The sequence below is a fragment of the Luteibacter aegosomatis genome (genome assembly GCF_023078455.1).
In the GTDB taxonomy this organism is placed as follows: Bacteria; Pseudomonadota; Gammaproteobacteria; order Xanthomonadales; family Rhodanobacteraceae; genus Luteibacter; species Luteibacter aegosomatis.
Window position 1 is genome coordinate 166,939 of sequence record NZ_CP095740.1, and the last position, 25,407, is coordinate 192,345.

The 25,407-nt window shown below is 66.4% G+C and carries 22 protein-coding genes and 1 pseudogene; 14 read left to right on the forward strand and 9 right to left on the reverse strand.

The window, feature by feature from the left end:
• Positions 1 to 31: 31 nt before the first annotated feature.
• From trbL to L2Y94_RS00730, 7 genes and pseudogenes are all read left to right on the forward strand, one after another.
• Positions 32 to 3,355 carry a P-type conjugative transfer protein TrbL gene (trbL, locus tag L2Y94_RS00700; RefSeq protein ID WP_247372273.1) on the forward strand — a complete coding sequence of 1,108 codons (3,324 nt, stop codon included), beginning with the start codon at positions 32 to 34 and terminating at the stop codon, positions 3,353 to 3,355.
• Positions 3,356 to 3,360: 5 nt separating this feature from the next.
• Positions 3,361 to 3,819 (forward strand): annotated as a pseudogene (locus tag L2Y94_RS00705) (lysozyme family protein); the annotation flags it as partial.
• A gap of 14 nt (positions 3,820 to 3,833) precedes the next feature.
• On the forward strand, positions 3,834 to 4,808 hold the full coding sequence (locus L2Y94_RS00710) for a fimbrial protein (RefSeq protein ID WP_247372275.1): 975 nt from the start codon (positions 3,834 to 3,836) through the stop codon (positions 4,806 to 4,808).
• Positions 4,809 to 4,880: 72 nt separating this feature from the next.
• Positions 4,881 to 5,897 carry a fimbrial protein gene (locus tag L2Y94_RS00715; RefSeq protein WP_247372277.1) on the forward strand — a complete coding sequence of 339 codons (1,017 nt, stop codon included), beginning with the start codon at positions 4,881 to 4,883 and terminating at the stop codon, positions 5,895 to 5,897.
• Positions 5,894 to 6,493 carry a hypothetical protein gene (locus tag L2Y94_RS00720; protein WP_247372278.1) on the forward strand — a complete coding sequence of 200 codons (600 nt, stop codon included), beginning with the start codon at positions 5,894 to 5,896 and terminating at the stop codon, positions 6,491 to 6,493. Before L2Y94_RS00715 ends, L2Y94_RS00720 begins: the two co-directional genes overlap by 4 nt.
• A gap of 28 nt (positions 6,494 to 6,521) precedes the next feature.
• Positions 6,522 to 7,067 carry a DUF2058 domain-containing protein gene (locus L2Y94_RS00725; RefSeq protein WP_247372279.1) on the forward strand — a complete coding sequence of 182 codons (546 nt, stop codon included), beginning with the start codon at positions 6,522 to 6,524 and terminating at the stop codon, positions 7,065 to 7,067.
• Between the two features lie 4 nt (positions 7,068 to 7,071).
• Positions 7,072 to 8,058, forward strand: a complete 987-nt coding sequence (locus L2Y94_RS00730; protein ID WP_247372281.1) for an NAD-dependent epimerase/dehydratase family protein — start codon at positions 7,072 to 7,074, stop codon at positions 8,056 to 8,058.
• Here the strand turns inward: L2Y94_RS00730 and L2Y94_RS00735 are convergent.
• Both L2Y94_RS00735 and L2Y94_RS00740 read right to left on the reverse strand, forming a co-directional pair.
• On the reverse strand, positions 8,023 to 8,481 hold the full coding sequence (locus L2Y94_RS00735; RefSeq protein ID WP_247372283.1) for an Ada metal-binding domain-containing protein: 459 nt from the start codon (positions 8,479 to 8,481) through the stop codon (positions 8,023 to 8,025). The two genes, L2Y94_RS00730 and L2Y94_RS00735, sit on opposite strands and share 36 nt — an antisense overlap.
• Positions 8,482 to 8,548: 67 nt before the next feature.
• The gene (locus L2Y94_RS00740; RefSeq protein WP_247372285.1) at positions 8,549 to 9,907 is read right to left on the reverse strand and encodes an MFS transporter; all 1,359 of its coding nucleotides are present in this window, start codon (positions 9,905 to 9,907) and stop codon (positions 8,549 to 8,551) included.
• A gap of 155 nt (positions 9,908 to 10,062) precedes the next feature.
• Here L2Y94_RS00740 and cyoA point away from each other — a divergent pair, with 155 nt between their 5' ends.
• From cyoA to L2Y94_RS00770, 6 genes are all read left to right on the forward strand, one after another.
• Positions 10,063 to 11,133: a ubiquinol oxidase subunit II gene (gene cyoA, locus L2Y94_RS00745; RefSeq protein WP_247372287.1), complete on the forward strand. Its 1,071-nt coding sequence runs from the start codon at positions 10,063 to 10,065 to the stop codon at positions 11,131 to 11,133.
• A 65-nt stretch (positions 11,134 to 11,198) separates the two neighbouring features.
• Entirely contained in the window at positions 11,199 to 13,172 is a 1,974-nt protein-coding gene (gene cyoB / locus L2Y94_RS00750) for a cytochrome o ubiquinol oxidase subunit I (RefSeq protein ID WP_247375384.1), read from the forward strand.
• Positions 13,165 to 13,800, forward strand: a complete 636-nt coding sequence (gene cyoC, locus L2Y94_RS00755; RefSeq protein WP_186448233.1) for a cytochrome o ubiquinol oxidase subunit III — start codon at positions 13,165 to 13,167, stop codon at positions 13,798 to 13,800. Before cyoB ends, cyoC begins: the two co-directional genes overlap by 8 nt.
• Positions 13,797 to 14,201: a cytochrome o ubiquinol oxidase subunit IV gene (gene cyoD / locus L2Y94_RS00760; RefSeq protein ID WP_247372289.1), complete on the forward strand. Its 405-nt coding sequence runs from the start codon at positions 13,797 to 13,799 to the stop codon at positions 14,199 to 14,201. The genes cyoC and cyoD overlap by 4 nt, the downstream gene beginning before the upstream one ends.
• Positions 14,198 to 14,974 carry an SURF1 family protein gene (locus L2Y94_RS00765; RefSeq protein WP_247372290.1) on the forward strand — a complete coding sequence of 259 codons (777 nt, stop codon included), beginning with the start codon at positions 14,198 to 14,200 and terminating at the stop codon, positions 14,972 to 14,974. Before cyoD ends, L2Y94_RS00765 begins: the two co-directional genes overlap by 4 nt.
• Positions 14,975 to 15,062: 88 nt before the next feature.
• Positions 15,063 to 15,986: a DUF535 family protein gene (locus L2Y94_RS00770; RefSeq protein ID WP_247372292.1), complete on the forward strand. Its 924-nt coding sequence runs from the start codon at positions 15,063 to 15,065 to the stop codon at positions 15,984 to 15,986.
• Here L2Y94_RS00770 and L2Y94_RS00775 read toward each other — a convergent pair.
• The 3 genes from L2Y94_RS00775 to L2Y94_RS00785 are packed head-to-tail and all read right to left on the reverse strand — an operon-like array spanning position 15,983 to position 20,055.
• The gene (locus L2Y94_RS00775) at positions 15,983 to 18,469 is read right to left on the reverse strand and encodes a TonB-dependent siderophore receptor (protein WP_247372293.1); all 2,487 of its coding nucleotides are present in this window, start codon (positions 18,467 to 18,469) and stop codon (positions 15,983 to 15,985) included. The genes L2Y94_RS00770 and L2Y94_RS00775 overlap by 4 nt on opposite strands.
• 27 nt (positions 18,470 to 18,496) lie before the next feature.
• Positions 18,497 to 19,513 (reverse strand): FecR family protein, encoded by a 1,017-nt coding sequence (locus L2Y94_RS00780; protein ID WP_247372296.1) that lies wholly within the window; start codon positions 19,511 to 19,513, stop codon positions 18,497 to 18,499.
• Positions 19,510 to 20,055, reverse strand: coding sequence for an RNA polymerase sigma factor (locus tag L2Y94_RS00785; RefSeq protein WP_247372297.1), 546 nt, complete (start codon positions 20,053 to 20,055; stop codon positions 19,510 to 19,512). Before L2Y94_RS00785 ends, L2Y94_RS00780 begins: the two co-directional genes overlap by 4 nt.
• Positions 20,056 to 20,444: 389 nt before the next feature.
• On the opposite strand from L2Y94_RS00785, the gene L2Y94_RS00790 reads away from it, so the two are divergent.
• Complete coding sequence (locus tag L2Y94_RS00790; RefSeq protein WP_247372299.1) at positions 20,445 to 22,148, forward strand: ArnT family glycosyltransferase; 1,704 nt, start codon at positions 20,445 to 20,447, stop codon at positions 22,146 to 22,148.
• A gap of 18 nt (positions 22,149 to 22,166) precedes the next feature.
• On the opposite strand, the gene L2Y94_RS00795 is transcribed toward L2Y94_RS00790, so the two are convergent.
• The 4 genes from L2Y94_RS00795 to L2Y94_RS00810 all read right to left on the reverse strand — a co-directional run bounded on the left by L2Y94_RS00795 (position 22,167) and on the right by L2Y94_RS00810 (position 25,301).
• Positions 22,167 to 22,943 carry a molybdopterin-binding protein gene (locus tag L2Y94_RS00795; protein ID WP_144911711.1) on the reverse strand — a complete coding sequence of 259 codons (777 nt, stop codon included), beginning with the start codon at positions 22,941 to 22,943 and terminating at the stop codon, positions 22,167 to 22,169.
• Positions 22,940 to 23,794, reverse strand: coding sequence for a cytochrome b/b6 domain-containing protein (locus tag L2Y94_RS00800; RefSeq protein WP_247372301.1), 855 nt, complete (start codon positions 23,792 to 23,794; stop codon positions 22,940 to 22,942). Before L2Y94_RS00800 ends, L2Y94_RS00795 begins: the two co-directional genes overlap by 4 nt.
• Positions 23,795 to 23,846: 52 nt before the next feature.
• On the reverse strand, positions 23,847 to 24,470 hold the full coding sequence (locus L2Y94_RS00805; protein WP_247372303.1) for a hypothetical protein: 624 nt from the start codon (positions 24,468 to 24,470) through the stop codon (positions 23,847 to 23,849).
• A gap of 210 nt (positions 24,471 to 24,680) precedes the next feature.
• Complete coding sequence (locus L2Y94_RS00810; RefSeq protein WP_247372305.1) at positions 24,681 to 25,301, reverse strand: YrbL family protein; 621 nt, start codon at positions 25,299 to 25,301, stop codon at positions 24,681 to 24,683.
• Between the last annotated feature and the right edge of the window lie 106 nt (positions 25,302 to 25,407).

The following is a 25,407-nucleotide window of genomic DNA, read 5'->3' on the forward strand; positions in this document are numbered from 1 at the left end:
AAGACCAGTGTTTCCCACATCAATGACTTTCATGCTTCGTGTCACGACGGTGCTTTTCTTGTGCGCCTTTGCCGGTGATGCCTCGGCCGGCGTCGCGGCGGACGACCTCGTCGAGGGCATAGGAAAGCTGTTCCGGGAGCACCCGAATGCGGGGTTCATCCTGGAGGCGGCGGAACGCCTGTTCTGGACCCTGGCGACCATCAGCCTCGTATGGACGATGGGGATGCAGATCCTGCGACAGGACATCGGCGAAGTGCTCATGGAGCTGACCCGGTTCGTCGTCGTGACGGGGATCTTCTTCTGGATACTTGACACTGCGTCGAGGGGAAAGGGTGATGACGGGTCCATCCTCAACATCGTCAATTCATTTTTCGAGATGTCGAACGGATCGCCCGATGCCACCGCTTTCATCGATGATGCGAACTCGATCGCCCGGGTCGGTTTGCAGGTCTATACCGATGTGATCTATGCCACGGGATCGGCGCCCGATGCGGACAAGATCATCCTCAATTTGCTTGGCATCGGGACGATGATCGTCCTCTGTCTCATGGCGGCGCAGTTTCTCTTGTTGCTCGTTGCGGCCTGGATGATGGGGTACGCGGGTATCTTCCTTCTCGGATTCGGGGGTGCCCGCTGGACGTCGCCCGTGGCCATCCATTTCTACAAGCATGTCTTCGCCATCGGGATGTGCATGCTCGTGCTGGGCTTCATCGGTCATCAGGGATATCCGCTGCTCGATGAGTTGGCCAATGCGTCGGCAGCCACGCGGTCGGGCATTTCAGGCTATACGAACCAGGGGCTGATGCTCTGCGTTTCGGTCCTGTTTCTCGTACTTTCGCTGAAAGTGCCACAGATCCTCTATTCGGTCGTCACGGGGTCCCAGGTCGGCATCTACGTCGGCAGCGCGAGCATGGTGGGTTCGGCGATCGGCGCGGGCGGCGCAGCCGCACTGGCGTCCATGAACACGTGGTCCAGCCCAGTCGATCAGACGTCCCGTCACGTCGACTCCCCGAGCCGGGTATCGGTAAGGGCGGACTCCGTCATGGAAGCGGTTCATCGATCGGCGATCGGAATCGACGGCCCTAGCGAGCCCTTCAACACGCGGGTGTCGAACTACGGCACCACGGTCGGCGATCGGCAGGCCAATCAGATCGCCGGGAACGCGACGTTCGATCGCGGCCCGTCGTTCGGGGCTTCCCTGGGCGCGTCCACATCGTCAGGAGAACCGATGCGCCTCGCCGGGGATGCGTCGTCGCGTTTTTCCCATGAGCCGTATGCCGAAGCAAAGCGGCTGTCGTCCCCTATGAGCGAAACCGAGCCTGGGCCCGACTATGCGGCCGAGATGTCCGCGATCATGGAGTCACGGCAGACCCACGGCTCGTTGGATTCGGCTCATCCGAGTGGAGGCGGTCACATGGCCACCTCGGGGGGCAATACGTTGCCGGGCGCGGGGAGTGCGCACGCCGTTCGCGTTGCCGACGACGGGGAGCGGGTGATCTTGCCCGGTGAGTTCCTTGACGTCGAAGGAGCGCAAGGGGATGCGCGTGTCGGTTCGCAGACGGCGATATCCCTCGGTCCGCAAGCTTCCTCGGGCGCGGTAAACCATGCGGATGCCGATCTGCGAACGCACGGGCACCTTGAAGCCGGGGCTCCGGAGGTCCCTGAGCTCTCCATCGCCGCGGACGGCACAACCCTTGATCGCAGGGAGGTGAGCCAGACGCGGATGCACGATGTTTCCGTCAAGGCCTCGGTTGAAGCATCTCGGGAAGACTCGTCCGTCCGCGCCTTGGAAGGGGCCCGCGCGCATGAAACCTCCGCGGTAGTCACGGAAAGGGGTGCGCCAGTCGACGTCGTTCCGGGACGGGTGGGGCCCACGAGCGCCCAGGCGGGCGAGGCGTCGTCGGGTGTCCGTTCGTCGGAGCACGTCGGCGGAAGCTCGGTTGGCGACGCTTCGACCCATGGGTCGCTCACGCACTCACATGTATTCGACCAGGACAGAGAAGCAGCAGGATTCGCGGGTCTCCCGTCAGACGATTCCGTCGGAATAGCGCAAGCAGAGCGGGCCGGCAACACGCCCGCCCACGCATCGAGCCGCGGCGTCGGTGGCTTGCCGGATGGCGTCACGGACGGCGTCGCCCCGTCCGTTCAACGGGCCTCGGGTACGCCCGTCGATGCGTCGAATCATGGGGCGGATATGACTTCGTCGGGTTCGACGACGCCTTTCCCGTCGATGTCTTCGGACGGCAGCCCTGAAAAGATCTCCGTCCCGGATGCGTCGGTCGACGACGTCGGCCGAACCCGGACCCGTGGCGCGGTAGAGGTTCCCGTGCCCGGGTCGATCCCGGAGCGTGCCGAGGTTTCCTCGGTCGAGGCGAACGGAATGCACGGTACGCCGACCCAGGACTTCGGCGCCGCGTCCGACTCGGAACCTGGCGGGCTATTCGCGATGAAGGCATCCGTTGGACATTCGTTCGCCGGGATCGACGAGAAGGAAGGCACTCCGGCCCGCGCCATCGTGGAGCCGGTTCGGCAGGACGATGGAGCGGAAACGACCGGATCGGTGGCCGACGAGATGCCGAAAGGCGTCGACGAACATACGTCACTTGAAGTGGTGAACCGTGGGAGCGCTCGAGGCAGCGACGCAAGGCACGGTTCGAGCGCAACGTCGTCAGCCTTGTCGACGACGATCGACTCAGCCTTGACCGGGCCTGCGGACATCGCCAACGTCGAGATCGGGCAGTTGTCTCGCGACGCATCGATCGACGAGAAGGAAGGCACTCCGGCCCACGCCATCGTGGAGTCGGTTCGGCACGACGATGGGGCGGAAACGATCGGATCGGTGGCCGACGAGATGTCGAAAGGCGTCGACGAACATACGTCACTTGAAGTGGTGAACCGTGGGAGCGCTCGAAGCAGCGACGCAAGGCACGGTTCGAACGCAACGTCGTCAGCCTTGTCGGCGACGATCGACTCAGCCTTGACCGGGTCTGCAGACATCGCCAACGTCGAGATCGGGCAGTTGTCTCGCGACGCATCGACATCGTCTTTGATCGAGAAGATCGAGAACGATCAAGACACGACCAGGCGCGAGACGCTGCTCGGCGCCGCCGACGTGGACGCCCCCGATGTCGAGTCCTGTACCACCGCGCAGGATCGCATCCGGGCCTCGACTTACGGAACAGCGGACAAGCCTTCCACGGCAAGTCACGTCCATCAGCATTCGTCCGACGCGTCGACGGAAGATCCTCGTGTGACGAACGTTCCCGCGAATCGAGATTGGAAGCGACACGATGAGCCCGATCCGGGCGATCCGCCCATGCTAAGCGACGACCCCGACGCGGACCCGCCCACATGATCGACATGCTCCCCGACATCCCGCCCGAAAAGCACGACATGGTGGCCTGCTCCCTGGGCGCCGCGCTCGCTTACGACATTCCCGCGAACATCCTTCTCGCCATCGCCGAGCAGGAATCCGGTCGTCCCGGACAGTGGGTTCGCAATCGCAATGGCACCTACGACGTCGGTGCCCTGCAGTTCAACACCTCTTACCTCCGGGAACTGTCGCGTTACGGCATTAAGGCTGCCGATGTGGCCGCCACGGGCTGTTACCCCTATCAACTGGCCGCGTGGCGCGTTCGTGGTCACTTGCGCGACGACAAGGGCGACCTGTGGACGCGCGCCGCCAATTACCACTCCCGCACGCCACGGTTCAACGCGCGCTATCGCGCGTCCTTGATCCATCGAGCCTCGTATTGGTCGGCGTGGCTCGAGGCGCATTTCCCTACCCGCGACATCCTCGCGGGCGAACCCGCTCAAGCAAGGAAATAGCTTTCATGAATAACGAACGATTGCGCCGCTGGCTGGCGTGTGGACTGGTGATGTCGGCGGGTATCGCCACGAAGTCCATGGCGGCACCGGGCTGCACCCAGGTCAACCTGGCCACCTATCAGATCGGCCAGACCACCTACGTCGACGTTCGCAGCAGCGATCCGGAAGGGAAGTTGCTACGTGACGGGGAGGCTAAGGGGGAAGGCAAGCTCCTGTTGAGGTGCAACGAAGGAAGGGTAACGTTTCGAGGCCGCTGGCAAAATGCGCAAACGACCGATTTGCTTCCGTTGACCATCGGTGGCGAGCCGGCCGGTGTCGGACTCAAGCTGTTCCTTCGTGAAGGCGACGGCGAGCGCAGGCCCTTTCCGCACGACTTCGCCCGCACGATGACGAAAGGCGAAGAAGTCCGCAGCGACATGGATTCGGTCGGCTATGAGCTCTATCGCACGACCGGCCGGGTCCACTTCGGCAAGCTCGACAGCAAGGCCGTGGCGCAATCGAGCGTCGACAAGGCAGGTGGCGGCCTGGTCGTGTTCCGTTCCATGCAGGTTTACGACCTGATCCTTCGCCGCGAGGCATGCGCCATCGTCGCGGACGACCTCAACCAGAGGATCGAGCTGCCGCCCTATAACCTGAGCAACTTCGCCACGGCCGATCGCGCCACGCCGTGGGAGGCCTTCCGCCTTCGCGTGGACCACTGTGTCGATCCCGTGGGCCTGATCGCGCGCGTCACGTTCGGTACCCGGGCCGACGCCGATGCGCTTCACGCCGACTGGTTCTCGTTGGTGGGGCCGAAGAACGTCGCGATGGAACTGGGCACGAAAGACTTCAACACCATCGCTCCGGGCGTACCCGTGGAAATGAACGCGCTGGGCACGGGCGATGCCTATCAGTTCCACGTGCGTTTGCGTGAGACGAGGCCTACCGTCGTGGGAGGGGAATTCTCACGTCTGGTCAGGGTGCAGGTGGACTACCTCTGAAACCTGCCTGAGTATGCTGGGTCGCACTGCCCGCGAGGTCTTCGCGGGCTCCCGCCAAGGAGTGCGATCCCTATGCCAACCCCCTTATCACGGAAGTTCGTCGTCATCGTGACCCTGATGTGTTCCACGCACGCATGCGACGTGTACGCGAAGCTCGGTTGCAGTTCGGTCGGCAAGGTGAGTTATCGGATCGGTACGGAATACCAGTATTCGGGTATCTCGATTCGGGGCGATGGACAGCCCGGCCAATCGGTTGCGTCGGGGCAGGGCGTTCGCTCGGGATCCACGGTGGTGTTTCAGTGCTTGAAGGGCGTCGTCACGTTCGATCACGAATGGGTACCGCTTTTCCCCGGCGCCGTCCGTCCGCTCACCATCGGCGGGTCGCCGTCGGGCCTGGGGCTTCGGGCATCGGTGAAACGCGGTGGATCGTTGCATTTTTCGTATCCGGGACAGACCCAGCAAAGCCTCGAAAGCATCTGGATTCCCATTCCCAGCATCACCACGCCGGTGGATGTCGCCAGCGAGTCGGTGCACTACGACATCGTGCGTACCTCGGGCCCGCTCCGATTCGGTCGCATCGATGGCGGCCTCGTCGCGCGCTCGTTCGGCACGAATTCGAAAGGTGGCGGCCGCCTTCACTACGAAGACGTCGAGATGGAGAGCATCGCCATCAACCGCCCGCCCTGCGGCATCGTGGTCGGAGACCTCAACCAGACGGTGAAGATGGGCGATTACCGGTCGGATCAATTCGCGAACGCCGACAAGGCGACACCCTGGGTGCCGTTTCATTTCCGGGTGGCGGAGTGCCCCGCCCCGTCGGGGCTGATTGCGCGTTTCACCTTCGGTGTGAAGGGTGATGGCGCCTCGTCCCATGCGCAATGGTTTTCGCTGCCCGGTGGTCCTGGGGGCGTGGCGATGCAACTGGGCACATCCGATTTCCAGAACATCGCACCCGGCGTACCCGTGTCGCTTTCCGCGTTGGGCGATGGTCAGCGATATACCTTCCACGGCCGCCTCCGGCAGATCGGGTCCCCCGTTCGGGGTGGCCGATTTTCCCGAAATCTACGTCTAATGGTGGAATACCTATGAATCATCGATGGGGCGTCGTCGTCCTGCTGGCGGCCATGGCCGAAGGGTGCGCTCCCGTGACGGGCATCGGCGCGCGTGGAGGCGACGCCGATGTGCCGGTGAAGCACATCGACGTGGTCTCGCTCCTGCCGCTGCATCCCGCGGCGGATGCGCGCCTCAGGGACGACACGGTGACCTTCGCCGATACGTTGGCACGCCGACTTCGCGCGTCCCGTTTCGATTCGGAGGCTCTCGACGTCAGCGGACTGGTGCGGCGACACGACCTGCCGGTGGAAATACGCGTCCGCGACGACGGCACCGTGCGGCATCTCGATGGGGTCTTGCCGGAAAAGGCCTTGCTCGCCCTTCCGGCCGACCGCGAAGGACATCGCCTGGTGCTGTTCCCGGCCCGGCTGGCGACCGACCGTCGCACCGGTGTCGTCGTGGGGACGGTGCATTGGCGGCTCGACCCCCCGGCCGGCGGCGCTTCGCTGGCGAGGGGCATCCTCCGCTACACGGTCGACGCGAGGGGATTTCCCGGCCGGCGGCTGGCCGGCGAGCTGGTGGCCGAACTTCAGCGCCAGGGCGTGCGTGGGGGCGAGGGCGCGCTAGACTAAGGCGCTTTCCCGCTATCAGATGTCCGCCATGCGTAATCCCCTGCAGGAACAACTCCTCAAGGCCGGGCTGGTCAAGAAAGACAAGGTGGCCAAGGTCGTGCGTGACCAGGCGAAGCAGCGCCAGGGCAAGGCGCCGGCGGTTCCGGTCGAGGACAAGATCGATGCGCAACGCCTGCAGGCGGAACGTGCCGAGCGCGATCGGGCCCTGGCCGCCGGGCGGAATGCCGAAGCCCGGGCGAAGGAGATCCGCGCCCAGGTGCGTCAGATCGTCGAGACCGCCCGGATCAAGCGCAACGGCGACATCGCCTACCGGTTCACGGATGGTGACCGTATCTCCAGCGTGCTGGTCGACGACGGCCAGCGCGCCCAGCTCGCCGCAGGCACGCTGGCCATCGTCCGCCATGGCGAGGGGTTCGAGCTGGTGCCGCGTGCGGCCGCCGACAAGATCCACTTGCGGGCGCCCGGACTGATCGCACTCGATCACGGCCGCACCGTAGGCGATCCGCCGGCCGCGAGCGACGATGACGATGAGTACTACAAGCAGTTCGTGGTACCCGACGATCTCACCTGGTGACTTCGTGACGATCCTCGTTACCGGCAGCGCGGGACACCTCGGCGAAGCCATCGTGCGTCGCCTGCGTGCCGGGGGCCGCGAAGCGCGGGGGCTGGACGTCAAGTCTTCGCCGTTCACCGACCTGGTGGGCTCCATCGACGACGAGGCATTCGTCCACGATGCGATGTCCGGCGCCAAGGCGGTGATCCACTGCGCCACGTTGCACAAGCCTCACGTCGCCACGCACGGCAGGCGCCGGTTCGTCGACACCAACGTGGCCGGTACGCTGGCATTGCTCGAGGCGGCGGTCGCGCATGGCGTGCGTTCGTTCGTGTTCACCAGCACCACCAGCGCGTTCGGTGCGGCGCTGTCTCCCGAGCCCGGTGAACCGGCCGCGTGGATCGACGAAACCGTGCGGCCCGTGCCGAAGAACATCTACGGCGCCACGAAGATCGCCGCGGAGGGCCTGTGTGAACTGGTGGCGCGCACGGATCGCCTGCCGATCGTCGTGTTGCGCACTTCGCGATTCTTTCCCGAAGACGACGACAACGCCGGCGTGCGTGCGGCCTACGGCACGCTCAACATGCAGGCCAACGAGTTGCTCTACCGCCGTGCGGACATCGCCGACATGGTGGATGCGCACCTGCTCGCGATCGAGCGCGCGCCGACGTTGCGCTTCGGCAGGTACATCGTCTCGGCGCCCCCGCCGTTCACGCGCGATGACGTCGCCGCGCTTCGTGTCGATGCCGCGGCCGTCGTGCGTCGGTATTTTCCCGATGTCGATGCGCTCTATGCCGCACGTGGGTGGAAGCTCCTGCCGTCGCTCGACCGCGTGTACGACTGTGCTCGCGCGGTACGCGACCTGGGCTGGGTGCCGAAGCGCGATTTCGCCTTCGTGCTGGATTGCCTGCGCGAGGGAAGGGAGTTCCGCAGCGAGGAGGCCCTGGCCGTCGGCAAGAAGGGCTACCACGACGAGCTATTCGTCGACGGACCGTACCCCGTCACCGGTTGACCCGAATCGCCGACCCGCCGTGCGCCTCAGTCGGGCCATATCCAGGAAGCCGAGTCCCAGCTGGCGCTTGAAAGTACGGCTTACCGTCGAGGGGTCGTATCCGAGGGCCTTGAGGTCGGCTTCCGACCACGCCCTCGAGGGCTCGTCCTCGAGCCGGCGAAGCAGTGCGGACACCAGCGGTTCCCGTTGCCTGAAGGGATCGAGCGGCCGGCAGCGCAGGCAGGGCCTCAAGCCGGTTTCGAAACAGGCGGCCACCGAATCGTGGAACCGCACGTTTTCCAGGGTGGGCTTCGGTGCGGGGCAGGTGAGGCGGCAAAACGTGCCGCTGCCGGTCATGCCGGCATAGATATGCCCGTCGTAGGTCGGGTCGCGGTCGAGCAGGGCACGGTAGAGCGTGTCGTGGTCGGGCAGATCGAAAAGCATCCCTACAGGTTACCCCACCGGCCCGGCTGGGCGGGGACCGGGCGCTCGCCCGATCCCCCTGCCGTCGTCAGGCCGCCGGCTTGGGCCGCTCCGTCTCCAGGGCCTTGTTGATGCGCAGGGCCAGCAGGGTGCAGACCACGCCCGACAGCAGGTAACCGCTTACCGCGACGAGACCGAACCGCTCCGACAGGCCCAGGGCCACCAGCGGGGCGAAGGCCGCGCCGAACAGCCAGGCGAAGTCGGTGGTGAGGGCGGCGCCGGTGTAGCGGTAACGTCGGGCGAAATTGGCCGTGACCGTGCCGGCCGCCTGGCCGTAGGACAGGCCGAGCAGGGCGAAACCGATCACCAGGAAGAGATCCTGCGCGACCTTGCCGCCGTCGAGCAGGAACGGCGAGGCGATGGCGAACAGGCCGATCAGCACGGCCATGGTGCCCAGGGTGTTGCGGCGACCGATCTTGTCCGCGATGACACCCGAGGCCACCGTGGCCAGGATGGCCACGCACGCGCCCACCAGCTGCACGATCAACACGTTATTGATGTCCTGCGAGCGCGACAGGGCGATCCAGGAGAGCGGGAAGACCGTCACGATATGGAACAACGCGTAGCTGGCCAGGGCGGCGAAGGCGCCGATGAACAGGTTGTAGCCCTGGGCCTGGAACATCTCGATGGTACCGATGGGCTCCAGCTCGCGCTCTTCCAGCAGCTGGGTGTATTCCTCGGTCACCACCAGGCGCAGGCGGGCGAAGAGGGCCACCACATTGATGGCGAAGGCCACGAAGAACGGGTAGCGCCAGCCCCAGCCGAGGAAATCCTCGCGGGACAGCTGGGTGTTCAGGAAGAGGAACAGGGCGCCGGCGATCAGGAAACCCATCGGCGCGCCGAGCTGGCCCAGCATCGAGTACCAGCCGCGGCGGCCCTTGGGGGCGTTCAGCGCCAGCAGGGACGGCAGGCCGTCCCAAGAGCCGCCCAGGGCGATGCCCTGGATGAAGCGCAGCACCGCCAGCACGACGATGACCCCGTACCCGCCGGACGTGTTGGTCGGCAGGAAGGCGATGCATACCGTCGAGGTGCCCAGCAGGAACAGCGAGGCGGTGAGCTTGGTGCTGCGGCTCCAGTGGCGCTGGATCGCCATGAACAGCGTGGTGCCGATGGGCCGGGCGATGAAGGCCAGCGAGAAGATGGCGAAAGCCAGCAGGATGCCGTCCAGCTGGCTCAGGAACGGAAAGAACACCGACGGGAACACCAGCACCGAGGCGATGCCGTAGGTGAAGAAGTCGAAATACTCCGAGGCGCGGCCGATGACCACGCCCACGGCGATCTCGCCGGGAGCGACCGCCGCATGGGCGGCGCCGCCATGGTGGTGCGCCAGGTCCCTCTGGGCCTGGACGCCGGGATCCACGTGATGGGCATGTGAAAGGCTTGACATCGTGTTACTACCCTGTTTCATGGCGTTGGGGACAGCATAGCGAAGATCGGGCGGGAAGGATTCCCCCTCCCCGCATGGGGCATGGGACAATGTGTCCTATGGCCGTGACAGGTGGAACGGCGTACCTTTTTGTGTCCCCACGATCTACTCCCATCATGCGAATGTCCATGAAGCTGTTGCGCGGATTGCTGATCCCCGCCCTGGCCCTGCTTTTGTCGGGTTGCGATGCCGTGCTGCTCTCGCCGTCCGGCGACATCGCCCGCCAGCAGCGCGACCTTATCGCCATCTCCGTGGTGCTGATGTTGATCATCATCATCCCGGTCATCGCGCTGACCCTGCTCTTCGCCTGGAAGTACCGGGAGTCGAACAAGGCCGCCCACGGGGAATACGACCCGGACTGGAACCACTCCACCGTGCTGGAGCTGATCGTCTGGTCGGCCCCGCTGATGATCATCATCGCCCTGGGCGCGATCACCTGGACCAGCACCCACAAGCTCGACCCCTACCGTCCCATCGACCAGCTCGACGCGTCGCGGTCCGTCGCCGCCGGCACCAAGCCCCTGGTGGTGGAGGTGGTGGCCCTCGACTGGAAGTGGCTGTTCCTCTACCCGGAACAGGGCATCGCCACGGTCAACGAGATGGCCGCCCCGGTCGACCGTCCCATCGAATTCCACATCACGGCCTCCAACGTGATGAACGCCTTCTTCGTGCCCTCGCTGGCCGGCATGATCTACGCGATGCCGGGCATGGAAACGCAACTGCATGCCGTGATGAACAAAACCGGTGATTTCGCCGGCCTGTCGGCCAACTACAGCGGCGCCGGCTTCTCCGACATGACCTTCCGCTTCCACAGCCTGTCCGACGCCGATTTCGACGGCTGGGTGGCCAAGGCCCGCGCCAGCGGCGCCGAGCTGAGCCGAGACGATTACCTCAAGCTCGAGCAGCCCAGCGAGCGCGAGCCGGTGCGCTATTACGCCAGCGTCAGCAAGGGTCTGTACAACGCCATCCTCAACCGCTGCGTCGAGTCCAACCGCATGTGCCAGAGCGACATGATGGCGCTCGACAAGCAGGGTGGCCAAGGCATCGTCGGCGCCTACAACCTCGCTTCCAGCGCCGGCCTCCGGTCGCGCCTGGGCCTCACCGAGGCCGAGAAGCGCTATGTCGGCGCGCTCTGCCTGACCCGCGACGCCGACGTGGCGGCCGCTCCTGCCGGGCGCTCGCCCTGAGCGCGCCCCATCGAATTCAAGCCTAGCCGAGCCCGGTAATGAACACGCCCGATCTAGTAAAACTGATCTTCGGCCGCCTCTCCCTGGAGGCGATCCCCTACCACGAGCCGATCCTCATCGGCACCTTCGCCATGGTCGCCATCGGCGGCATCGCCGTCCTGGGCCTCATCACCAAGGCGAAGCTGTGGGGCTACCTCTGGAAGGAGTGGTTCACCAGCATCGATCACAAGAAGATCGGCATCATGTACATGGTGCTGGGCATCGTGATGCTGCTGCGCGGCTTCGCCGACGCGCTGATGATGCGCGCCCAGCAGGCCATCGCCTTCAACGGCAACCCCGGCTTCCTGCCGCCGCACCACTACGACCAGATCTTCACCGCCCACGGCGTGATCATGATCTTCTTCGTGGCGATGCCGCTGGTTACGGGCCTGATGAACTACGTGGTGCCGCTGCAGATCGGCGCGCGCGACGTGGCCTTCCCGTTCCTCAACAACTTCAGCTTCTGGATGACGGTGTCCGGCGCCATGCTGGTGATGGCGTCGCTGTTCGTCGGTGAATTCGCGCGTACCGGCTGGCTGGCCTACCCGCCGCTGTCCGGCCTGGTGCAAAGTCCCGACGTGGGCGTCGACTACTACATATGGTCGCTGCAGGTGGCCGGCGTGGGCACCACGTTGTCGGGCATCAACCTGATCGCCACCATCGTCAAGATGCGCGCGCCGGGCATGACCATGATGCGGATGCCCGTGTTCACCTGGACCTCGCTCTGCACCAACGTGCTGATCGTCGCCGCCTTCCCGGTGCTCACCGCCGTGCTGGTGCTGCTCTCGCTCGACCGCTACGCGGGCACCAACTTCTTCACGAACGACTTCGGCGGCAACCCGATGATGTACGTGAACCTGATCTGGATCTGGGGCCACCCCGAGGTCTACATCCTGATCCTGCCGCTGTTCGGCGCGTTCTCCGAGATCGTGCCCACCTACAGCCGCAAGCGCCTGTTCGGTTACGCTTCGATGGTGTACGCCACCGTGGTGATCACCGTGCTGTCGTACCTGGTGTGGCTGCACCACTTCTTCACCATGGGTTCGGGCGCGAGCGTCAACTCGTTCTTCGGCATCACCACGATGATCATCTCGATCCCGACGGGCGCGAAGATCTTCAACTGGCTGTTCACGATGTACCGTGGCCGCATCAAGTTCGAAGTGCCGATGCTGTGGACGATCGGTTTCATGATCACCTTCGTCATCGGCGGCATGACCGGCGTGATGCTCGCGGTGCCCCCGGCCGACTTCCTGCTGCACAACAGCCTGTTCCTGATCGCGCACTTCCACAACGTGATCATCGGCGGCGTGGTGTTCGGCGTGTTCGCCGCCATCAACTACTGGTTCCCCAAGGCCTTCGGTTACAAGCTCGATCCGTTCTGGGGCAAGTGCTCGTTCTGGTTCTGGTTCATCGGCTTCTACGTGGCCTTCATGCCGCTGTACGTGCTGGGCTTCATGGGCGTCACCCGCCGCATGAACCACTTCGAGGATCCCTCGCTGCAGATCTGGTTCCAGATCGCCGCGGTCGGCGCCGTCCTCATCGCCCTGGGCATCGGCTCGTTCCTGATGCAGCTGTTCGTCAGCTGGAAGCGTCGCGAGCAGCTGCGCGACGTCAGCGGCGATCCCTGGGGCGGCCGTACGCTGGAGTGGTCCACCTCCTCGCCGCCGCCGGTCTACAACTTCGCCTTCACCCCGGTGGTGCACGACCTCGACGCGTGGGCGCAGATGAAGGATCACCACGCCGAGCGTCGCACCGAGGGCTACCTGCCGATCCACATGCCGAAGAACACGGGTGCGGGCATCATCATCGCGGGCTTCGCCTTCGTGCTGGGCTTCGCCATGATCTGGCACATGTTCCTCGTGGCGGGTCTCGCCTTTCTGGGCCTGCTGGTGACGGCCATCGGCCATACGTTCAACTACAAGCGTGACTACTACATCCCCGCGGACGTGGTCGAACGCACCGAGACCGCCCGTACGGAAGAGCTCGCCGCCCATGTCTGATATGCATGCCACGTCTTCCGCGGGCACCGCGGACTCCAAGCTCCAGTTCTGGATGAAGGAAGACCATCACCCGGCCAACGGCACGTTGCTCGGGTTCTGGATCTACCTGATGAGCGACTGCCTCATCTTCGCTTGCCTGTTCGCCACCTACGGCGTGCTCGGTCGCAGCTACGCGGGTGGTCCCTCGGGTGCCGATCTCTTCGAGCTGCCGCTGGTCGCCGTCAACACCAGCATGCTGCTGCTGTCTTCCATCACCTACGGCTTCGCCGTGCTGGAGATGCAGAAGAACCGCAAGGGCACGATGATGGCCTGGCTCATCGTCACCGGCCTGTTCGGCGCGGCGTTCCTCGGCATCGAGCTCTACGAGTTCGCCCACCTCATCCACGAGGGCGCGGGTCCGCAGCGCAGCGCGTTCCTGTCGTCGTTCTTCACGCTGGTGGGCACCCACGGCCTGCACGTCACCTTCGGCATCATCTGGCTCATCACGCTGCTGTTCCAGGTGGGCAAGCTGGGCCTCACGCCGGCGAACAAGCGCCGCATCATGTGCCTGTCGATGTTCTGGCACTTCCTCGACGTCGTGTGGATCGGCGTCTTCACCTTCGTTTACCTGATGGGAGTGCTGCAGTGAGCACGCACGTCGATTCGCACGATCACCACGACGATCACGGTCATCACGAGGACGACGCGCCGCACAGCACCCTCAAGGGGTATATGACGGGCTTCTTCCTGGCGGTGGTGCTCACGGCCATTCCGTTCTGGCTGGTGATGGGCAAGGTCATCCCCGACGCGCAGACGCTGGCGGTGGTGTTGCTCATCTTCGGCGCCATCCAGATCGTCGTGCACATGATCTACTTCCTGCACATGGACACCAAGGCGCAGGGTGGCTGGAACATGCTGGCGCTGATCTTCACGCTGGTGCTGGTGGTGATCACGCTGTCCGGTTCCATCTGGGTGATGTACCACATGAACGCCAACATGATGCCGGGCATGACGCACGACATGACCCAGCAGGTGAAGAACCTGCCTTGAGCGTACCGGCCTCCAACGACACGAAGACGCCGCGCCGATCGCGCGGCGTCTTCGTTCTGGGCCTGCTGGCGCTGTTCGGCGCGGTGCTGTTCGCGGGTTTCGTCGCCCTGGGCACATGGCAGGTGCATCGTCGCGCGTGGAAGCACGAGCTCGTCGCGCGTGTCGATGCGCGCGTGCACGCCGAACCGGTGGATGCTCCCGACCGCAGCCAGTGGCCGCGCGTCGATGCGGCCAACGACGAGTACCGCCGCGTGAAGCTCAGCGGCACCTTCCTCGAGGACAAGAGCGTCCGCGTGCGCGCCAGTACCGAGCTTGGCCTGGGCTCGTGGCTGCTCACGCCCATGCGCCGCGCGAACGGCGAGGTGGTGATCGTCAACCGCGGCTTCGTTTCGCCCACGTGGTGCGCGGGCAAGGCCGATTGCCTGTTGGGCCCGTCCGGCGAAACCACGGTGACGGGGCTGTTGCGCATCAGCGAACCCAAGGGCGCCTTCCTGCAGGACAACCAGCCGGCGGCCGATCGTTGGTTCTCGCGCGACGTCGCCGCCATCGCGAAAGCCAAGGGCCTGGGGGACACCGCCCCTTATTTCATCGACGCCGACGCGGCCTCCTCACCGGCCGGGGGCGACGGCGGCGACGGCCCGGTGGGCGGCCTCACGGTGATCGCCTTTCCCGACAACCATCTTCAATACGCCATCACGTGGTATGCCCTGGCCGGGTTGACCCTGGTGGGCGCGTGGATCGTGTGGCGCGACGAGCGGCGCAAGCGCCGGTAAGCGTGTCGCAAGGGCCATCGCGGACCCTGTCCGCGATTCCTGCGACGCGTGGCGTTTCAATTTTCGGGAAGTGGAACGTCTAGGGAGCATGCAGTCCCGCTATCACTCCCCCCGAGCCTTGCACGATCTGCCCCTGGGCTGGGGCCATGTTTCCGGACAGAGTGGTTTCCGGCTGATGCTGGAGCACCTGCGCCGCCGGGCCGCGCTCCGTCGTCGCCAGCCGCTGCCCGAAAGCCGCCTGCGTTACCTGCTGGGTAGCCTGGCGGGTTGGCCGCGGCAGGCCGCGTGGCTGCGGCTGGTCGCGGCGTCGCGAGACGTGAGGGCGGCGGCGGAGTTCAATCCCCGCCTGTACGAGCGCTGGCGCTCGCACTACATCTCACGTGGGCTCGATCCGACGGCACGTGGCCGGATCGTCGAGGCGCATTACCGCTTCGTCACCCGCGAATTTCCCGAACGCCTGCGCGAACGCCTGCTGAAAGGCCATGACGTGCGTCTGGCCACCTTGCCGCTGGGCGAGGGGCGGATGGCGTACCTCCATGCGCGCGCACCCGAGGACGAGCGCAGCGGTGAGCTGGGCTTGTACCTGCTCAACGGCGACAAGGAAGTGGTGTCGTCCTGCGCAATCACCTTCGCCGGCGCGGAAGGACTGCTCATCGGCGCGGTAAGGGGCTCCTGGGCCTACCTGGGACGCGGCGCGATGGCCGGTTTCACCCGGGCCAGCGGCGGGATGCGGCCGCGCGACCTGCTGTTGTCCGTGGTTCGCGCACTGGCCACCTACTACGGCATCCAGCGCATTCGCGGCGTCTCGGACGCCGCGCGGCCCGTCGAGCGCCGTGCGGGTGGCGCGTCGACCGCCCACGATCCGTTCTGGCGCCGCCATGGCGGTACGCCGGGAGAAGATGGCTTTTACGAGATACCTTGCCTGCCCGTGGTGCAGGGGCGCGCCCACGTGGAAGCGTTCAGGCGGGAGGCCTGCGAAGTCACGCTGCGCGCGTTCGCTCGGCAGGCCTAGAAATCGTAGCTGCCCGTGAGCAGCACCACGCGGCCCTGCCGGATCGGTACGAAGGTCTCGTCGAAGTTCACGGCGTAGAGCGTGCGATCCAGCAGGTTTTTCACGCCCAGGGTGACGCGCCAGTTCTCCCCATAGCGCGACACGTTCGCTTCCACGCTGGCCTGGCCCGGGATGCCGAAGTACTGGCCGTCGGTGCTGGTCCGGCCGAGGCTGCGGCTGCGTGCGAGGACGCCGGCGGCGACGCCCCACGGCTTCGCCGCGCCGTTGCCGAAACGGTAGCTCGCCCAGGCCGCGGCCTGGTGCCGGGGCGCGCCGGTGGGGCGCGTATCGTCGTGATTGCGGATCCGCGTTTCGGTGAGGCTGGCGAGCACGTCGAAGTTGGGCGCCACGCGACCGGCGAATTCCACCTCGAGGCCACGATTGGTTTGGCCCGGCCCGGGAGTGGCGAAGAACGGCGGCTCGGGCGAAACCAGGCTGACGCTGTGGTCGACGCGGATGCGGTAGAGCGCGGCGGTCAGGCGGGCGCGCTGGTCGAAGAGGTCGAACTTGCCGCCCACTTCCACCTGGCGCGAGGTGGCCGCCGGCAAGGGTTGCCCATCCTTGCCCAGCAGCGGGTTCGGCTGGAAGCCGGTGGAGGTGTCGGCGTAGAGCGATACGTCGGGGGTGAGCTTGTAGACGACGCCGAGCTTCGGAATCCAGCGCGACTTGTCCACCCTTCGCGGCCCGCCGTCCGCATAGCGCGTCTGGAGGCGATAGTCGGTGCGGCGCATCGCGGCCAGCACGTTCCAGCGATCGCCGATGGCGATCTGGTCCTGCAGGTAGATGCCGGAGTTGGTCTGCCATGAACCGGCCAGTGGCTGCACCTTGGTGCCGCCCGACGCCAGCGACTTCAGGCTGGCGAACCCCGCATTCAGGCTGAGGTCTTCGCCGGTGCGCAGGTCGAACGCCACCGGGCGGGTGATGACGAAGGAATCGCCGCCCTGGGTCGTTTCGGTGACGTCGTCCTGCTGGACGTTGGAGGCGCCGCTGTCGCCCGAGTGCGTGCGGGCCAGATCCACGCCCAAGAGCACGTCGTGGGTGACGTCGCCATGGCGGAAGCGCGCCGAGAGGTCGTTCTGCCAGGTCCAGTAGTCGGCCGAATAGCGAAAGCGGCGGGCCACGGGCGAGAGCATGCCGAAGAGGGCATTGGCGTCGTACGACCAGTTGCGGCCGTCGCTGCGCTGGCGAACGTACTGGCCCCGGCTGTGGAAGGTCCAGTCGTCCGCGAACGCGTGGTCCACCTCGAACACCGCGCGCGTGGTACGGAACGAGGCCACGTCGCTGGGCGTATCGGGGAGGTCGCGATAGGGCGAGGCCGACGACAGCGAAGGACCGAGCAGCACGGTGTGTTCCGGTCCCGGGATGCGGTTGTCGACGAATTCCCACCCTGCCATGACCCGGGTATCGCCGTCGCTCCAGGCCAGCGACGGGGCAAGGTAGCTGCCGCGCCCGCCGCCGTCGCCCTGCGGCGTCCTGGCGCCACGCTGGCCGGCGGCCACGAGGCGATACGTGACCTGGCCATCCCGTGACGCGCTACCCGCCAGGTCGACGCCCAGCCGGGCGCCGTCGTATTCGCCCACGGAGTAGGTGAGCTGGCGCACGGTGTCCGCCTGCGGCCGCTTCATCACCACGTTGATGGAGCCGCCGAAATTGTTGTTCTGCGAGGTATCGCCGAGGATCGCCTCTGGCCCGCGCAGCACTTCCACGCGCTCGATGCCGATCAGGGGGGGGAGGTCTTCCGTGCGCGCGACGCCGTTGGGCATCCCGTCGGTCATGCCGTGGCCCGCGTCGAAGCCTCGGATGAGAAAGAGCGGCGAGCTGCCGTAACCGTCGACGTACTGCACCCCGGCCACGTAGCGCGCCACGTCGCCCAGCGCGACGGCCTGCTGCGATTCGATGACCTCGCGATTGACCACGCTGACCGACTGCGGCACGTCGGCCAGCGACGTGTCGGTGCGTGTCGCCGAGCGGGTGGTATCGGTCTTGAACCCGCCGTCGGTGATCAGCCCGCGCACGTCCACCGTCGCCAGTGGCACCACGCTTCCGGTATCGAGCGTAAGGTCGGGCTCCAGCGGGGTGGCGTCGCCCGGCTTCTGTTTCTGGCGCACCACCACGGTATGCGGATCGTACGACTCGCGTTCGAGGTCGGTGCCTTCGAGCAACTCGTCGAGCGCGGCGTTCGGCGTCAGCACGCCCTGGGCGCCGCTCGAACGCCAGTTGGCGATCGAGCCCGACGAGGTGAGTACCTGCACGTTGGTCTGCTTGCCCCAGGCAAGCAACGCCGTGGCCAGGGGTTGGGGAGCGATAGCGAAGGAGATCGCCGCGCCCGGAACGCCGACGGCGGGGTCAGGTGCCGGCCCGTTCGCCGCACCCGCGGGCAGCGCGAGAACCAGCGCGAATGCGCCGGTGGTGATGCGCCGACGCCCGCGAACCGAGTACTGCAAGACTGGCGGCCCCAAACGGAAGGTATTTCAGCGCGGCTTGGCACTCCGCGTGGTCGAGATCTGGCGGGCGAGCTCGAGCCGGTCGGCATGAGACTCCACCCTTACGGGAAACACGCGGGGAAGCGCGGCAACCCAACTGTCGATGGTATCGACCTGGACCGTGCCGGTAAACGTCAGCTTGCCCAGGTCGGGATCGGCCAGCCGGATCGGTCGCTTGCTGTAGCGGCTCACGTTCGCCAGCACCGAATCCAGCGGCTCGTTCACGAATTCCAGCCGGTTGCCGCGCCAGGCGAGGGCGCTGTCCGGGTTCACGTCGAGGATCCGCATGGCCTGGGTCGCGGGATCGAACGACACCTGGCGCCCGGCGCCCAGTTCGACCTGGCCGAGGTCGCCGCCCTCCTGCGCCGGGGACACGCGTACGCGCCCCTCGGTGACCGTCACGGTCACCCGGTCGCCGGTACGGCGCACGTTGAACGCCGTCCCCAGGTCGCGGATGCGCAGTGGACCGGCGTTGACCACGAAGGGCCGCTCGGCGTGGGCCACGCGGAAGAAGGCCTCGCCGGCGTCGAGGTCGACGGCGCGGACCTCCCGGCCGTAGTGGGCGGTCACCGAGCTGGCGCCGCCCAGTTCGATGCTCGAACCGTCGGGAAGGGAAATATCGCGATGGCCGGCCGGTTCGCTCGCGTACTGGCGGGGAGCCTGGGCGGATGGGCCGCGCCAGGCGAGGAACAGTCCGGCGGCCGCGACAGCCACCGCCACGCCGGCCGCGATGCCGAAAGCCAGCCGTGGCAGCCGCGGACGGGCACGGGTAGCTGGGGCAAAACGGGCGACGAAGGCGCTGCGCTCGGCGGCGCCCATGGCGCCCAGGCTCTCGGCGAGCGCGGCTACCCGGTCGAAGGCGGGGGCATGGCGCGGATCGGCCTCGAGCCAGTCGCTCCACTGCATCCATGCCTGCTCGGGCAGGGCGGGGTCGCGCAATCGCGCCCACCAGTCCGCCGCCGTATGGTCGATGTGCCGGTCCGGACCGGAGGAAAGGGTGTTCATCGGGGGCTCTCCGCACGGTCGCGGCGTTCGCGGCAATGCGCCAGGGCATTGCCGACGTGGTAGCGCACCATGCGCTCGCTGAGGTTCATGTCCCGGGCGATCGACGCGAAATCCCGCCCGTCGATCACGTGCATCACGAAAGCCCGGCTGGTTTTCGCCGGCAGTTCGTCCAGCGCTTCGCGCAGGTCGCGCCATTGTTCCACCGCCGAGGCGTGCTGCTCAGGGATCGGGGTGACGTGCCAGTCGTCGTGTTCGGGATCGACCGGTGCCGCGGCACGCACGTTGCGCATGCGCAGCTTGTCGACCGCCAGGTTGGCCGCGGCGCGAAACAGGAAGGCGCGCGGCGAGTCGATGGCCGTGTCAGGCCCCAGGGTAAGCAGCTTCAGGTAGACCTCCTGCGCCACTTCCTGGGCGTCGGCGAGCGAATTCAGCCGGGCCCGGAGGAAGGCCACGAGCGCCGCGTTGTGTTCGCGAAACAGGGCCACGACCTGGGTCGCCCTCGTGTCGCTGGCCGACGGACCCGCCGGCTCGGTTGGATCCATGGTTTGCCTGACCGCGTTCATGGGGCTGGATGATTCTAAGAGGTTCGCACGGTGGGAAATCGGCGCCCGTACGGGCAGGAACGAACGCCGATTTCCGCACCGGCGAAACCCCTAGACGTGCGAGGGGGCGAAAATTGAAATCGATCTGCGGTTGCATGGAGGAAAGACGCTGGGCTCCCGCCTTCGCAGGAGCGACGCGATGCAAGTTTCACGATGACATTCAGAAAAACCTCACGTCGCTCCTGCGAAGGCAGGAGCCCAGCGTCTCGAGCGGAGGCTTGCGACACCCCTCTCAAGCAACCCCTTGCCGAAAAACGATAAGGAGTTTGTAAGGGTCTCGACAGGGCCGTCCGCTAGCATGGTCGCAGACCCGACCAGCCACGGCCTGCATGCTCTCCCACGACGAACGTTCTTCTCGCCGCGAATTCGGCTGGTTCATGCTCATCGCCCTGGTGGTGCTGGCCGCCGGCATCGGCATGCGCGGGCCCTGGCCGCCCGACGAGCCCCGCTTCGCGCTCGTGGCCCGGCAGATGCTCGAATCCGGCCAGTGGCTGTTCCCCCACCGCGGCATGGAACTCTACGCCGACAAGCCGCCGGTGCTGATGTGGACCGAAGCCTTCTGGATGTGGCTCACCGGCGGCTGGCGCGGCGCTTTCCTGCTCACCTCGCTGTTCTCCGGCCTGGGCACGCTCGCGGTGCTCTGGTACCTCGGCCGTCGCCTGTGGGATGCCCGCACCGGCCTGTACGCCGCCGCCATCGTGCTGGCGTCGATGCAGTTCGTCGAAGTGGTCAAGCACGCGCAGATCGATCCGCTGAACCTGTTCTGGATCACCCTGGGCAACGCCGGCATCCTCGTCCATTGCCTGCGCGGGCCGAACTGGCGCATGTACTGGCTGGGCTGCTTCGCGGCCGGCCTGGGGGTGATCACCAAGGGCGTGGGCGTCATCGCCCTGCTGATGCTGCTGCCCTACGTGGGAATGCGCATGCGCCGCTGGCCGGGCGTCACGCTCACCCGGGGCGACGGTTGGCGCTGGGCCGGCGGCGCGCTCGCCTTCCTGCTCGCCATCGCGCTTTGGCTGGTGCCGATGCTGGCCACGGCCTACGGCAAGGGCACGCCGGAGTACCTCGCCTACGTGCAGGACATCCTCTTCCACCAGACCGCCGACCGCTACGCGAACTCGTGGATGCACGAGGAGAAGCCGTGGTTCTTCCTGCTGGTGATCCTGCGCACGTGGATACCCACGTGGCTCCTCGCCGTCTTCATCGTGCCGCGCTGGCGCGACGCGTGGCGCCTGCGCGATCCGCGCGTGTGGATGCCGCTGCTCTGGTTCGTACTGGTGCTGGTGTTCTTCTCCATTCCGCGCGGCAAGCGCGAGATCTACCTGGTGCCCGCGCTGCCGATGGTCGCGTTGGCGATGGCGCCCTACGTCGGCGAACTGCTGAAGACCCGCTGGCTGCAGCGGCTCGGGTTCTGGCTGGCGATCGCCTGCGCGGCGGTGTTCGGCGGCGCGGGGCTGTGGGCATGGAAGACCGCGCCGAAGATCGCACAGCGCCTGGCCGACGGATATGAGCTGCCGAACCACGGCGCCGCGTTGTGGATCTGCGTGGCCCTGGTCGGTGCCGGTTTCCTCGTTTCGGCAGGGGTCTTCCGGCCGCGTCGTGGCGTGGCCGCGTTGCTGGGCGGCATCGCGCTGGGCTGGATCATCTGGCCGATGGGCAGCTATCCCCTGCTCGACGGCAACCAGTCGACGAGCCAGCTGATGACCGAGGCCGACGAGGCCATCGGCCCGGACGGCCAACTGGGGCTGGTGTCCTGGCGCGAGGAAATCCTCCTGCAGGCGCGCCGCCCGGTGGCCGAATTCGGTTTCGCGCGCGACGCCACCGAGCAGTTACGCGACGCACGCGCATGGCAGGCGGCCGATCCCGCGCACCGCTGGATCCTCATCAACGACCAGGCGATCGACCGCTGCGTGATCGACGGGAAGGTGCGGCACCTGGGCAACGCCAATCGCATGAGCATGTCGTTGCTTCCGGGTGACGCCTTCCGTCCCGGTTGCGTGGATGCGCCGGTGTCGGCCCGTTCGACCGATTGATCGCGGGACGCCGGAGGATCAGATGCCGGCGTACCACTCGTAACCGCGGTCTTCCCAGTACCCGCCTTCGCCGCCGAAGAGCGCGGCGTAACTGTCGACCACCTCGATGCGCATGAGGTACTTGGCCTGCTTGTAGCCCAGTTGGCGTTCCACCCGCAGGCGCAAGGGCGCGCCGTGCGCGACGGGCAGGTCCTTGCCGTTCATGCCATAGGCGAGGATCGTCTGCGGATGGTAGGCGTCCACCAGGTCGATGCTCTCGTAGTAACGCCCGCTGCCGTCGAGTGTCTTTTCCAGTTCGTCGGCGCAATGGAACACGACGAAGCGCGCGCCCGGCTTCAGGCCGGCGACGTCCAGCACGTGTTTCAGCGGGACGCCTTGCCACTTTCCGATCGCGCTCCATCCCTCCACGCAATCGTGGCGGGTGATCTGCGTGCGCGAGGGAAATCGCTTGAGTTCCGCCAGCGACAGCCGCTGCGGCCGTTGCACCAGCCCGTCGACCTGTAGCCGCCAGTCGGCGAAACCGTGTTCGAGGAGTTGGGCGTACTCGTCCGAGTCGGGCATTTGCGAGCCGTTCGCGCGAAACACCGGCGAGAGATCGGCCTCGGTGTATTCGGGAGCGAGCGCGTGCCGGCCTTGCAGCAACCGCTGGGCGCCCAGGGTCAGCTTCTCGGTTTGACCCAGCACGGCGTCACCGCTTGCGCTCTCCGTGATGCGGTCGCAGCCGGCGAGGGCGAGGGCTCCGGTGCCCAGGGCGATGCCGCGGAGAAAACGTCGACGCGACGGATCGAGGCTCACGATTCGGCTCCTTCATCATCGATGGCGTAGCGGCCGGTCACCATCGACCGCAGGTTGTTCCACACGCCCGATACCAGCACCATGACCACGTGGACCACCACGAACGCCACCAGCAGCGTCGCGGTGATGAAATGCAGCGACCGCGCGGACGGCCGTCCGCCGAACAAGCCGGGAAGAAACGGGAACGCGGCATCGAGTCCCGGCGACATGGTCAGGCCAGTCAGCACCATGAGCGGAATCAGCACGAAGATGACCGCCAGATAGCTGATCTTCTGCAAGGCGTTGTAACGGCGGGCCTCCGCGCCATGGGCGAAACGCAGGCGCGCATGGTCGCGTATCTCGCGCCACAGGTGGCGCGGGGCCAACTGGTCGCGGTCGGGCAGGAGGTCACGGCGGAAATGGCGGCGCAAGGCGCCGTGGACGAGGTAGACCAGGCCGTTGGTCACCAGCAGCCAGGCGAAAAAGAAGTGCCAGTGACGTCCCGCGCCGAGATCGTGATATGACGGCACCGTAAGCCAGGTGGGAAAGGCGCGGGCGGTCGGGCTGCCGTCTTCGCCTGACACGCCGAGCACGCCGGTGGTCTCGATGCGCAGGCTGCCGAGCTGGAGATACCCGTGAAGGTCGTTGCCCGTGGTCGTGCTGCCGATCGACAGGAACGCGTGGTCGGGATCGGCGCCGAACTTGCCCCAGTACAGGCGCGGGTGCGCGTTGAAGATCTGCAGGCCGCTGAGCAGCAGGCACGACAGGCACAGCACGTTGAGCCAATGGGTGATGCGCACCGTCAGCGAGTGCCGCCGCACGTAGCGGCGTGTCGGTGGTGCAACGGCGTCGGTCGGGACGGAAGCGGACATGCGGCGGTCCTCCTGCACGGGCCAGCCGGACGGCCGGCCCGTGCGTTGGATGTTACATGGGAGGAACGACGCCGTTCTTGCCCACGACCACCTGGCCGGTGACCACGCTGCCGTCGGCATTCTTTTCGGCGGAAATGAAGACCACCGCGCCCGGCGTGAGGTCGGCCGGGGTCGCCGGCGCCAGCGTCACCACCGGCGTGCCGTTGGGCACCGAGATCTTCTTTTCCTTGCCCTGGTAGGTCATCGTGACCGTGCTGCCGTCGACCGACTTCACCAGGTCGCCCACGGTCGCGTTGGTCATGGTGCTGTTGGGCTTCAGATCCCAACCGTAGCTGCCCTCACCCAGGCCCTTGAGCTGCGGCGGCAGAATCAGCACCTCGAGGGCGCCGTCCCCACCCTCCGCCTTCGGCAGCGAGGCGATGCCGACGTAGTCGCCGCTCTTGATGTCGCCGACCTTGGCCTTGGCCACGGCCGAAATCTTCCAGCCGTCCTTCAGCGTCACGGTGACGGGCTTGCCTTCGCGCGACTGCACCTGGAGCTGATTGCCCGAGAACGAGGTGACGGTGCCGCGTACGCGCACCATGTCGGCGCCGGCGGCGGCCGCCGCGGAGGCACCGACGAGTAGCAAGGCAGTGGCGACGCAGAGGGTGAGGAACCTGGAACGATGGATGTGCATGCGGATCTCCTTGGTGGGGGCGGCGGGGGGAGCCGGCCCGGCGGGCTATCGGGGGAAGGTCGAAACACGACGCGGCGCGTGGCCACGGATCGCATACTCTACCTACTAGTAGGTCGTGTCAACAGGCAAGTCGAAGCTTCCCTGGCGCGCCCGAGGGGCGCGCCTCGGTATGGCGAACGGATCGGCCGCCCGCCGGCGGCGTTCGTACGCCTAAGGCTTGGGCGCCTCGGCTCGCGTGCGTGCAAGCATGCGTTCGTACTTCTTCTTCGTGCGCGACGCGTTATGCGACCGGCTCATCGAGCAGTGCGGGATCAGGTTCTTCTCGCCGAACCCATCGATCATGATCAACCGTGGGCCGCCACGCGAATCCTCGCCGTAGACGACGTTCCACGCGTGCAGGTCGGCCGCGATCACGTCGTGGGCCAGCAGGCGGGCGTAGAACTCCTCCAGCGCGGCCCGCGTGCGGTCGGTGAAGCCCTCGGCCTGCACCCAGGCGTGCAGGGTGGGGGCGAGCCGTCCGTCCGGCGTGCGCACCTTCTCCACCACCTGGCCCAGGCCGATGTCGGTCATCTCGATGCCCACCACGCGCGCCAGCGGCGAGGTGGCGTAGTCGCCCTTGTGGATGCTGGTGACGTATTCGCGGAACTCGCGCACGAAGTCCTTGTAGGGGCCGCTGCGGGCCAGGCGGCGGATCCAGGGGCCGTTGTCCCAGCGCTCGGCGATGGACGCGGTGGAAATGACCTTGATCAGCAGATCCGGATCGTCCGGGTGCTGGTAAACCTCGCGCACGTGTCCCGTGGCGATCGGTTCGGCCTGGGCCAGTCTGAACATCGTCGATCCTCATGAGGCGCCTGAAAGGCTGCCGTAAGTTGCTGACAGGGCATGGAGTGTAGAGTCACGAGCCCGTACCATGGGATTTTTCCCCAATCCGCGCGGT